Here is a 12,344-nt window from a genome sequence, read left to right as displayed (position 1 = left end):
TATGGAGGAAAATAAATTTACTTATTTATATCAATTAGAAGCTGAAAGTATTTATATTATACGTGAAGTTGCAGCTGAATTTGAAAACCCTGTTATGTTATATTCAATAGGTAAAGATTCTTCTGTTATGTTGCATCTTGCTCGTAAAGCATTTTATCCTAGTAAATTACCATTTCCATTATTACATATAGATACGGGTTGGAAATTTAATGAAATGTATAAATTTAGAGATAATATTGTCAAAGATATGAATATTGATTTTTTAATACACATTAATAAAGATGGTGTGGAAATGGGTATTGATCCTTTTGTTCATGGTAGTAATAAATACACTGATATTATGAAAACTGAAGGTTTAAAACAAGCTTTAAATAAATACAATTTCGATGCAGCTTTTGGAGGTGCTAGACGTGATGAAGAAAAATCTCGTGCTAAAGAACGTATATATTCTTTTCGTGATAAATTACATAGATGGGATCCAAAAAAACAAAGACCTGAATTATGGCAAAATTATAATGGGCAAATAAATAAAGGGGAAAATATTAGAGTATTTCCATTATCTAATTGGACCGAATTAGATATTTGGACATATATTTATTTTGAGAATATAGAAATAGTACCATTATATTTTTCTTCTATTAGACCAGTTTTGAAACGTAATAATTTACTAATTATGTTGAATGATAATAGAATTGATTATAAAAACGAAGAAATAAATAAACTTATGGTACGATTTCGTACTTTAGGTTGTTGGCCATTATCTGGTGCTATAGAATCAAATGCTAAAAATGTACCAGAAATTATAAATGAAATGTTATATTCAAAAATAAGTGAACGTCAGGGAAGAATAATAGATAATGATCAAGTGTGTTCTATGGAAATGAAAAAACGTCAAGGATACTTTTAAGGAAACAAAATAATGACAAATAATACTATTAAGAATAATATTAATAAATCAGATAATATTATTAAATGGTTAAAGATGCAAAAAAAAAAAACATCTTTAAGATTTCTTACATGTGGAAGTGTAGATGATGGTAAAAGTACATTAATCGGACGTTTGTTTTATGATACGAATAATATTTATTCTGATCAATTTATATCCTTAAAAAAGGATAGTAAAAAACATGGAACACAAGGTAATAATTTAGATTTATCTTTATTGGTTGATGGTCTTCAAGCTGAAAGAGAACAAGGTATTACTATTGATGTTGCTTATTTATATTTTTATACAAATAAATGTAAATTTATAGTAGCAGATACCCCGGGACATGAACAATACACACGTAACATGGCTACAGGAGCATCTACATGTGATGTAGCTATATTGTTAATGGATGCTTGTAAAGGAGTATTGAATCAAACTAAACGCCATATTTTTATAGTTAATATTTTAGGAATTAAAAACATTATTATTGCTATAAATAAAATGGATTTAGTTTTATATAAAGAAGATATTTTTATTAAAATAAAAAAAAATATTTTAGAAATTATAAAACTTTTACCTAATAAAGATATTAAATTACATTTCTTACCTATTTCAGCATTAAATGGTGAAAACGTTGTTTATTCAAATAAAATAATGTTGTGGTATAAAGGTCCAACATTGCTTTATATATTAGAAAATATGAAAAATTTAAATAATATTAATGATAAAATTTCTTATTTTCCAGTTCAATATGTTAATAGATCTAATTCAAATTTTAGAGGATATTCAGGTAGTCTATCTTCTGGTAAAATAAAAATTAATCAAAAGATTAAAATATTACCATCTGGTATGGTATCTTACATTGATCAAATTATATTTTATAATAAAAAAATTAATATAGCTTATCCTTCAGAACCTATTACTTTGATATTAAAAGATCAAATAGATATTAGTAGAGGAGATATTATAATTGATTTCAATACTAAATTAAAATTAACACAGTCAGCTTTAGTAGATATTGTATGGATGAATGAACAAAAATTAGAAGTAGGTAATAAATATGATGTTAAAATTGCATGTAAAAAAACTCAAATTATTATAAAAGATATTTTATATTGTTTTGATATGAATGATTTAAAAAAAATAAAAACAAATAAAATATTAATAAATAATATTGGTAGAATTTCCATAGTTTTTGATGAACCTATAGTGGTAGATCTTTATAAAAATAACAAGGTTATGGGTGGTATTATTTTTATCGATAAGTTAACTAATATGACAGTTGGAGCAGGATTAATTTATAAAATATTGTCGATAAAAGATAATAAAATAAATAAATATAAATTATTTAAAAAAGAATTAAATCAATTAATAAAACGTTATTTTTTAAATTAAGAATATAATTTTTTATGATAGATAATATAAATAAAAAAAATAAAAATAATGTTATATGGCAATATTTTTATATAAATAAAATAAAACGTGAAAAATTAAATAATCATAAATCAGCGTTATTATGGTTTACTGGGTTATCAGGATCTGGTAAATCTACTATTGCTAATGCCTTAGAAAAAAAACTTTATTTTATGAATATACATACTTATATTTTAGATGGTGATAATATTAGATCTGGGTTATGTTCTGATTTAAGTTTTATTGATAAGGATCGTAAAGAAAATATTAGAAGAGTTGGAGAAGTATCAAAATTAATGGTGGATGCAGGTTTAATAGTTTTATCTACTTTTATATCTCCTCATAGATTTGAGCGTAAAAAAATTAGATATATATTAGGTAAAAATCAATTTATAGAAATATTTATTGATACATCATTTAATTTATGTAAAGAAAGAGATTCTAAAGGTTTATATAAAAAAGTTTCTAATAAAAAAATAAAAAATTTTACTGGTGTTGATTCTGTATATGAATTACCAGTCAACCCTGAAATTATTTTAAATGGAGAACAAAAAATATCAGTATCTGTAAATAAAATAATTCTATTATTAAAATCTATGAAAATTATTTAATTTTATTTATAAAAAAATATTATTTGTAATGTTATTATTAAATGTAGATTTAATATCTTTTGTTGTTATCAATATTTTTTTTATATTTACCATTTTTTTTATAAAAAAACCTAAATTTTTAATTCTTTTTTTGATAAGATCATCTTTTTTAAAAATAATTTTTATTTTCTTGTTGAATTTAATTTTTCTTTTTACTCTAAAGTTTCTAATTTGTATAATAGTATTTTTTAACCATATTACATCAATATTTAATTTTTTGTTTATAAATTTATTATTGTATTTTGGAAATTTTTCCATTGTAATACTATTAAATTCATTGTTAAAATCATATTTAATTAATTTTTGCCATATATATTCTGTAATAAATGGAATAATTGGATGTGCTAATTTTAGTATTATTTTTAATACATATAATAATGTATTTATAGTACCTATGGAATTATTTTCATCAAATAAATTAATTATAGGTTTAATAAATTCTATGTACCAATCACAATATTGATTCCATATAAAACTATATAATTTATTAGCTGCAATATCAAATCTATAATTATTTATAGATTTTTCGAATTCTTTAATGATAATATTTAATTCACTTATAATCCATTTATCTATTATTGAAATATCATTTTTATGTGATAAATATTTAACATTTTTACTTTTATCTATAACAAATTTACTAGCATTCCATAATTTATTGCAAAATTTTTTATATCCTTCTAATCTATTCATATCCCATTTTATTAATCTGTTAGTTGATGATAAAGAAGCAATTGTGAATCTTAAAGGATCTGCTCCTGTTGCTTTAATTCCATAAGGAAATTTTTTTTTAGTGTTATTAATAATTTTTACAAATGATTTATTTTTTATCGTATTTTTTGTTCGTTTTTTAATAATATTATTTAATGATATTCCATTTATTATATCTATAGGATCAACAATATTTCCTTTAGATTTTGACATTTTTTCACCATTTTCATCACAAATTAAACCAGTAATATAAATATTTTTAAAAGGAATCTGTGGTTTATTTTTTTTATCTTTTACAATATACATTGTTATCATTATCATTCTAGCGATCCAAAAAAATATTATATCAAATCCAGAAATAATTACATTTGTTGGATGATATTGTTTAAATATTTTTTTTGATTTAGGCCATCCTAATGAAGAAAAAGTCCACATGCTTGCAGAAAACCATGTATCTAATACATCATTATCTTGTTTTAATATTTTATTGTTTGGTATGTTATATTTTAGTCTTATCTTTTTTTCGTTTTGTCCTACATAAATATTATTTTTTTCATCATACCATACAGGTATACGGTGTCCCCACCATATTTGACGAGATATACACCAATCTTTTATTTTTTTCATCCATGAAAAATAAATGTTTTCATATTGTTTATGAATAAAATTTATGTTTCCGTTTTTAACAGAATTTATTGCTAACTTAGTTAATTTATTCATTTTAATATACCATTGATTAGTTAGCATGGGTTCTATAATAGCTCCATTACGTTCATTATATGGTATATAAGTATTATATTGATATTTTTTTTTTAGTAGTTTATTTTTTTTTAGTTTTCTTATTATTTTTTTTCTAGCAACATAACGATCAAGATTATGAAATGATTTAGGTATTTTATTATCATAAAATGTTGAAGGATTTCCTTTACTATCAAAAACATTAGTATTAGATAATATTTTACCATCATATGTAAAAATATTTATCATAGGTAAATTATACTTAATTGCTATTTTATAATCATTAAAATCATGAGCTGGAGTTATTTTTACACAACCACTACCTTTTTTTATTTTTGCTTTTATATCACTAATGATAGGTATAATACGATTAATTAAAGGAACTTTAACAAAATATCCTATTAAATTGTTATAACGTTTATCTTCAGGATTAATCATAATAGCAGTATCACCAAAAATTGTTTCAGGGCGTATTGTTCCTATTAATAAATGTTTTTTACCATCTTTTGTTTTTATGTTGTTCAATAATTTATATTTTATATACCACATAGATACTTTTTTATTTTTATGTTTTATTTCCAAATCTGAAATTACTGTATTTAGTTTAGTATCCCAATTAACTATGCTTTTTGTTCTATAAATCAAATTATTTTTATATAAATTAATAAAAACTTTTTTAACAGTATATGAAAATTTTTTATCCATTGTAAAACGCTCTCTATCCCAATCTATGAAATATCCTAAACGTTTCATTTGATTTTTTATTATTTTCCCATATTTTTCTTTCCATTTTAAAATTTTTTTGATGAAAGTATCTCTATCATAATTATTTATGTCATGACCTTTTTTTATAATTTTTTTTGTAATGAGTATTTGTGTTGCAATTCCAGCATGATCTGTACCAATTTGCCATAATGTATTTTTACCTTTCATACGATTATAACGTATTAAAATATCTATTAACGTATGTTGGAATGCATGCCCCATATGCAATGTACCTGTTATATTAGGAGGCGGTAATGTTATACAATATTTTTTTTTAGTTTTTTTTTTGTTAAATTTAAAATAATTATTTTTTTTCCACAAACTATAAATTTTTTTTTCAATATAGTTAGGATCATATTTTTTTTTCATAAAATTTCATTGATAAGATTTGTACAAAAGTAATTTATGTAAATCTATTATCTTTTATATAAAGATGAATAATTTATTAAAAATTGTGATATTAATTTAACTGGACGTCCAGTGGCATAATTTCTTTTGCTATAATGCCATGCAGTACCTGCTATATCTAAATGTATCCATGAAAGTTTTTTACTTATAAATTTTGATAAAAAACATGCAGCAGTAATAGCACCAGCTCCTCCAATACCTGTATTTGTCATATCAGCAATATTGGATTGTAAGTTTTTATGATATATTTTAGATATAGGTAAATTCCACACTAAATCTCCAGTTTCTATTGATGCTTTAATTATTTGTTTAATTAATAGTTTATTATTTGACATAAATCCACTCATATGATGTCCTAATGCAACAACACAGGCACCTGTTAAAGTTGCAATATCTATAATCATTTCCGGATTAAATTTTCTAACATAGTGTAATATATCACATAAAATTAATCTACCTTCAGCATCAGTGTTTAATATTTCTACTGTTTTTCCAGACATAGTTTTTATTATATCCCCTGGTCTATAAGATCTTTCACTTATCATGTTTTCACATACTACTGATATACCAATTACGTTTAACGGAATATTTAGTTCAGATATAACATGCATTATTCCATATATAGACGCAGCACCACACATATCATATTTCATTTCATCCATTTTTGATGATGGTTTGATTGATATACCTCCACAATCAAATGTTACTCCTTTTCCAATTATTACTATTGGTTTTAATTTTAAATTATTATTTCCATTGTATTTAATTATTGATATCATTGGTTCATTTATAGAACCATTACTTACTGATAAATATGCATTCATATTTAATTTTTCTATTTCATTTTTTTTTAATATTTTTATATTAATTTTATTTTTATGTTTATTTGCGAAATTATATGTTTTTTTTATTAAATAATTAGAATTACATATATTTGGAGGCATATTTGATAAGTTTTTAACATATTCAACAGCATTTGATATGATTAATGCATCTTTTATTGCATTATCATATATTATTTTATCTTTATTTAATTTTATAGGAAATATTATTTCTTTAGATATATGAGATAATGAAGAATTTATATTACGTTTGAATTTTTTAAATTCATACATACATTCTCTAAAATATTCTATTCCTAACCGTATTTTCCAATATTCATCTTTATTTATAATATTTATATTAGATATAGAAAAAAATACTTTTTTATAAGAAACATAATTTAATGTATTTATAATAGATTTTATTATTTTTTTATATGTATATTCATCATATTTTTTTTCTTTACCGCAATACACCAATAATACTTTTGTAAATGGAAGATTAGGTAAATAATTTAAAAATAAAGATTGTCCTATTTTACAATTTTGAAAAATGTTTTCTTTAAATAAAGAACTTATATAGTTTCTTGTAAATGCATCAATTATTTTAGTATATTTTGATAATTTATATTTTTCAAATATTCCCGTTATAATATAAATATTTTTTTCTTTTTTAATATCAATATTTTTTACATTAAATTTCATAAATTGACCCTTATAAATTTAATTTGTATTATTTACTATGATTTATTATATAATATAAAAGCTGTTTATAAAATTAAGATATTTACTTTAATATTTCATATTGGATGAGAATATATTAAAAGTCAATTATTAATAATTTAATTTTATTTATAAAAATATATTTTTAATCAAAATAATAATTTGAGTTTCTTTATTAATGAATAAAAAATTAAATATACACATCCCTATTATACAACAATATTTATCTATTAAAGAAAAGTATTTTGATATTTTATTATTTTATCAAATGGGTGATTTTTATGAATTATTTTATGATGATGCTAAAAAAATCTCTGGTCTATTAGGTATTACATTGACAAATAAGGGTGTATCATGTGGTAAAATAGTTCCCATGGCTGGAATACCATGTAGAACAGTAAATAATTATTTACATAAATTAATTTCTTTAGGAGAATCAATAGCATTATGTAATCAAACAGATAATATTTGTAAACATAATGGCTTAATAGAAAGAAAAGTTATCAAAGTTTATACTCCAGGTACTATTATTGAGGAAGGTCTTGTAGAAGATAAAGAAAATAATATTTTAGCAGCTATATGGCAAAATGAAGATTTTTATTTTGGTTATTCAACTATAGATATTGGTTCCGGAGATTTTTTTGTTTATGAATTATTTAATTTTAAATCTATGGCTGATATAATAGAAAAAACAAATCCTGTAGAATTAATTTATCCAGATAATTTTAAATCAATGGATTTAATTAAAAAAATAAATTGTACAAAATGTGTACGTTATTGGGAATTTGATTTGGATACGGCAATAAAACAACTAAATTTACAATTTTCTACAAATGATTTGTCAGGTTTTGGTTTGAATATTACAAATTTTTCTTTAAGATCCGCTGGTTGTTTATTACAATATATCAAAAATACTCAATGTACTATTTTACGTCATATTAAAAATATTAAAATTAAATATGAAAATGAAAATATTATGATAGATGCTTCAACACGTAAATCTTTAGAAATCACTAAAAGTTTATCTAATATAAAAACCAATACATTATCTTATATATTAGATAAAACTGTAACTCCTATGGGAAGTAGAATGATAAAAAGATGGTTACATTCTCCTATTAAAGATATTAATTTGATTAAAAATAGGCAAAAAAGTATATTATCATTAATGGATGTATATCAAAAATTACAACCAATATTATCTCAAGTTGGTGATTTTGAAAGAATTTTAGCTAGAATTTTTTTAAAAACAGCTATTCCTAGAGATTTTATTCATGTTAGAAACATATTTAATATTATACCTAAAATTAAATATATATTGATTAAAAGAAAAAATCCGTATTTAAAAAAAATATATAGAAAAATAGATGATTTTAATAACCTTAATTTAATTTTAAAAAAAGCTATATATGATAGTCCTTCTATATCTATTAAAGATGGTGGAGTTATTGCAACTGGTTATAATAAAAAATTAGATAAGTTAAGAGAATTAAACTCTTGGATGAATAAATACATAAATAATTTAGAAAAATCTGAACGTGAAAAATTAAATTTAAATTCTTTAAAAATAAATTTCAATTTAATAACCGGGTATTATATACAGATCAGTAAAACACATAAGCATTTAGTACCTGTTCATTATATACTTAAACAATCTTTAAAAAATGTGGAACGATATATTACACCAGAATTGAAAAAATATGAAAATAGAGTTTTTTTTTCAAAGATAAAAATTTTATCTTTAGAAAAAAAAATATATAATGAATTATTTGATATATTTTTGCCATATATTAATCTTTTAAAAAAATCTTCCAAATATCTTGCTGAATTAGATGTATTATTAAATATGTCCGAAAGAGCAATAACTTTAAATTATTGTTGTCCTATTTTAAGTTATAATCAAGAAATAAATATTGATGATGGTAGACATCCTATTATTGAATATAGTATGAATAAACCGTTTATTACAAATTCTTTAAAAATTAATAAAAATAAGCGTATGTTAATAATAACAGGTCCAAATATGGGAGGTAAGAGTACTTATATGAGACAAATAGCATTAATAGTACTTATGGCATGGAGTAGTAGTTTTGTTCCAGCTAATTATGCTGAAATAGGTTGGTTTGATCAGATATTCACTAGAATTGGTTCTATTGATGATATTTCATCTAATCGTTCCACTTTTATGGTTGAAATGTCAGAAATGTCCAATATTTTAAATAATGCTACATCTAAAAGTTTAATATTAATAGATGAAATAGGTAGAGGAACATCACCTCAAGAAGGATTAGCTATAGCATTTGCATGCGCTAATTATTTGATAAATAAAATTAAAGCCATTACTTTATTTGCAACACATTATTTTGAATTAACTAAAATAAAAAAAAATAATAAAAATGTATGTAATGTCAGTTTTAATGCTATTATAAAAAATAAAAATATAGTTTATTTATATGAATTAAAAAATAAACCGTCTAATAAAAGTTTAGGTTTTTATGTCGCTAAATTAGCAGGATTTCCAAATAGAGTTATAGATAATGCAATTGACATATTTAAAAAAAATAAATAATTTTATTTTTAGAAGCTTTTTTATAAAATTTAATTTTTTTTATAGTAAAATATAATAATTTTACAAGTTAAATTTTGTATACCTTAATAATATTTTGGTTTTTATATAATTTTAGATATATAAAATTATATAATTATATTTAATTTATGAATATTTTTATTTTTAATCATGTATAAATAATATTTATTAATATAATGTTAAAAGAAATTATAATTTTTTTACAATTTCATAAAAATTGGTTACCACCAATTGTATTTTTTTTATCTTTTTTTGAATCCATAGCTTGTTTTTCTTTATTTTTTCCTGCAACTATCTTATTACTTACTTGTAGTACATTTATTAAATTTTTTAATTTTTCATTTATAATATTTTGTTTTATTATTGCATCAGGAGCTTTTCTAGGGGATTGGTTATCTTGGATTATTGGTAGTCATTACAAAAAACGTATTATAAATTTTTGGCTGTTTAATAAATATCCAAGATTTTTAATTAATGGTAAAATTTTTTTTAATAGATGGGGTATGTTTGGGGTTTTTATTGGACGTTTTTTTGGTCCATTACGAGCAACAATCCCATTAATAGCTGGTATGTGTCAAATGTCATTATGGAAATTTCAAATAGCTAATTTTTTTTCTTCAATAATTTGGTCAATAATTATTTTATTGCCAGGATTGTTAGGTGTTTATTGGTTGAATATATGGATTTAACATTTAAATAAAAACTATTTAAAATATATATTTTTATAAATACTTTTATATTTTATCAACAGTTTTAATTCCTAAGATATTTAAAGATTGTTTTATAATTCTAGAAACTAGAATAGATATTTTTAATCTATTTTGACCTATTTCATTTTTTATTATTTTAATTATTGGGTATTTTTGATAATATTTGGAGAATAGATTAGTTATATTATAAAGATATTCACAGAGTATATGATATTTACCTTGTTTAGTAGATCTTACTACAATTTCTTCGAATTGAAGTGTTTTAAAAATTATTTTTGCTTCTAAACCATTAGTAATTATTAAACTATTTTTTTGATTAAATTTATATTTTTTTGATTTGTTTATTATTGATTTTATTCTTGCATAGTTATATTGTATATACAAAGCAGTATTTCCTTCAAAGGATAACATTTTATCTAAATTAAAGACATAATTAATTTTTCTATCTTTAGATAGATCATAATATTTTATTGCACCTATAGCAATAATATTAGTAATATGATTAATTTTTTTTAATGATTTTTTATTATTTTTTTTAATTACCAATTTTTTTGTTCTTTTTATTACTTTATGTATTAAATATAATAATTTTATATTATCACCATTTCTTGTTTTAAATGGATGATTATTTTCATTTAAAATCATACCAAAAAAATGGTATTTTATTTTTACATTTTTAGGAATATAACCAGCTCTCAAAGAAATTTCATAAACTTGATCGAAATGTTGTTTTTGTCTTGAATCTACATAATATATAATATTTTTTGCTTTTAATTCATTGCAACGATATTTTAAACATGCAATATCAATTGTTGTATATAAATATCTACCATCTTTTTTTTTAATCACAACACCTAAATTTTTGTTATTTTTATCCTTAAATTTTTGTGAAAAAACAATTATTGATCCATTATTTTTAGTCGCTATATTTTTTTTTATAAGATCATTTACAACTAAAGATAGTTTATCATTATAAAAACTTTCTCCTACAATATTCTTTTTTTTAAGAGTTATATTAAGTAGATGATATATATTTTGATTATAATTTATGGTAATTTTAGTTATTTTTTTCCATATTGAATAATACTTAACATTTTTTTTTTGCAATTTTACTACACATATTTTTGTTTTTTTTTCAAACTCTTTATTTTTTTTATATTCTTTTTTAGCTAGACAATAATATTTTTCTAAATTTTCTAATGTAATTTTTTTATTAAATAATATATTATTTGTTTCTAAATAAGTAATTAACATACCAAATTGAGTCCCCCAATCTCCTATATGATTCACTTTTATAACTTTATATCCTAAAAATTTTGAAATTCTTACAGCTGTATCTCCTAATATAGTAGAACGTAAATGTCCTACATGCATTTCTTTGGCAATATTTGGGGATGAATAATCGATTATAACAGTGCCTGTTTGTTTTTTGATGTTAAAATTAATACTATTAAACATTAATTCTGCTTGATTAGCTAACCACAATCTATGTATAAATAAATTTATAAAACCAGGTTTAACTATTTTTATTTTATATAAAATATTTTTAATATTTAAATTATGAATTATATTTTTTGCTATGAATGTTGGTGTTTTATTTAATTTATTTGCTATTTTAATAATACCATTTATTTGATATTCTCCAAATACTTCTTTATTAGAGTGTCTTAATGAAATATAGGAAGTATCATAAATACCAGATAAAATTGTAGCTTTAATTATTTTTTTATACAAATAATTTTTTAAATTCATATTAATATATACTAAAATACTTAATATTTATTAAATAAAAACTAAATCTCTTAATAAAATTTATTAATAATTTTAAAAATAATAATTTTATAATATATCCGTTTTATGTTAAATATATTTATTTTTTTTTTTTAATTT

General features: G+C 20.9%; 8 protein-coding genes. 5 read left to right on the top strand and 3 right to left on the bottom strand.

Features of this window, described 5'->3' with window-relative positions; genetic code table 11:
• The first annotated feature begins 1 nt into the window (after position 1).
• From cysD to cysC, 3 genes are read left to right on the top strand one after another with little or no spacing between them, the layout of a single operon-like run.
• Positions 2–907, top strand: a complete 906-nt coding sequence (gene cysD, locus C9I82_RS00305; protein ID WP_115955877.1) for a sulfate adenylyltransferase subunit CysD — start codon at positions 2–4, stop codon at positions 905–907.
• A 12-nt stretch (positions 908–919) separates the two neighbouring features.
• Entirely contained in the window at positions 920–2,323 is a 1,404-nt protein-coding gene (cysN, locus tag C9I82_RS00300; protein WP_115955876.1) for a sulfate adenylyltransferase subunit CysN, read from the top strand.
• 14 nt (positions 2,324–2,337) lie between these two features.
• Entirely contained in the window at positions 2,338–2,952 is a 615-nt protein-coding gene (cysC, locus tag C9I82_RS00295; RefSeq protein WP_115955875.1) for an adenylyl-sulfate kinase, read from the top strand.
• 6 nt (positions 2,953–2,958) lie between these two features.
• Here cysC and C9I82_RS00290 read toward each other — a convergent pair whose 3' ends face one another.
• Positions 2,959–5,574 (bottom strand): valine--tRNA ligase, encoded by a 2,616-nt coding sequence (locus C9I82_RS00290; protein ID WP_115955874.1) that lies wholly within the window; start codon positions 5,572–5,574, stop codon positions 2,959–2,961.
• A gap of 47 nt (positions 5,575–5,621) precedes the next feature.
• Positions 5,622–7,139 (bottom strand): leucyl aminopeptidase, encoded by a 1,518-nt coding sequence (locus C9I82_RS00285; protein WP_115955873.1) that lies wholly within the window; start codon positions 7,137–7,139, stop codon positions 5,622–5,624.
• Between the two features lie 196 nt (positions 7,140–7,335).
• Here C9I82_RS00285 and mutS point away from each other — a divergent pair, with 196 nt between their 5' ends.
• Complete coding sequence (gene mutS / locus C9I82_RS00280; RefSeq protein WP_115955872.1) at positions 7,336–9,726, top strand: DNA mismatch repair protein MutS; 2,391 nt, start codon at positions 7,336–7,338, stop codon at positions 9,724–9,726.
• A gap of 194 nt (positions 9,727–9,920) precedes the next feature.
• Positions 9,921–10,433 carry a DedA family protein gene (locus C9I82_RS00275; protein WP_115955871.1) on the top strand — a complete coding sequence of 171 codons (513 nt, stop codon included), beginning with the start codon at positions 9,921–9,923 and terminating at the stop codon, positions 10,431–10,433.
• A 45-nt stretch (positions 10,434–10,478) separates the two neighbouring features.
• On the opposite strand, the gene argS is transcribed toward C9I82_RS00275, so the two are convergent.
• A complete protein-coding gene (gene argS / locus C9I82_RS00270; RefSeq protein ID WP_115955870.1) occupies positions 10,479–12,206 on the bottom strand; it encodes an arginine--tRNA ligase in 1,728 nt (575 codons plus the stop codon).
• Positions 12,207–12,344 lie beyond the last annotated feature (138 nt).

Source organism: Candidatus Purcelliella pentastirinorum, from assembly GCF_003391335.1.
In the GTDB taxonomy this organism is placed as follows: Bacteria; Pseudomonadota; Gammaproteobacteria; order Enterobacterales; family Enterobacteriaceae; genus Purcelliella; species Purcelliella pentastirinorum.
This window is presented reverse-complemented; position numbering and strand designations above follow the sequence as displayed.

Coding starts and splice junctions, on each gene's coding strand:
- cysD (WP_115955877.1), top strand. CDS start 2: ATGGAGGAAAATAAATTTACTTATTTATATCAATTAGAAGCTGAAAGT.
- cysN (WP_115955876.1), top strand. CDS start 920: ATGACAAATAATACTATTAAGAATAATATTAATAAATCAGATAATATT.
- cysC (WP_115955875.1), top strand. CDS start 2,338: ATGATAGATAATATAAATAAAAAAAATAAAAATAATGTTATATGGCAA.
- C9I82_RS00290 (WP_115955874.1), bottom strand. CDS start 5,574: ATGAAAAAAAAATATGATCCTAACTATATTGAAAAAAAAATTTATAGT.
- C9I82_RS00285 (WP_115955873.1), bottom strand. CDS start 7,139: ATGAAATTTAATGTAAAAAATATTGATATTAAAAAAGAAAAAAATATT.
- mutS (WP_115955872.1), top strand. CDS start 7,336: ATGAATAAAAAATTAAATATACACATCCCTATTATACAACAATATTTA.
- C9I82_RS00275 (WP_115955871.1), top strand. CDS start 9,921: ATGTTAAAAGAAATTATAATTTTTTTACAATTTCATAAAAATTGGTTA.
- argS (WP_115955870.1), bottom strand. CDS start 12,206: ATGAATTTAAAAAATTATTTGTATAAAAAAATAATTAAAGCTACAATT.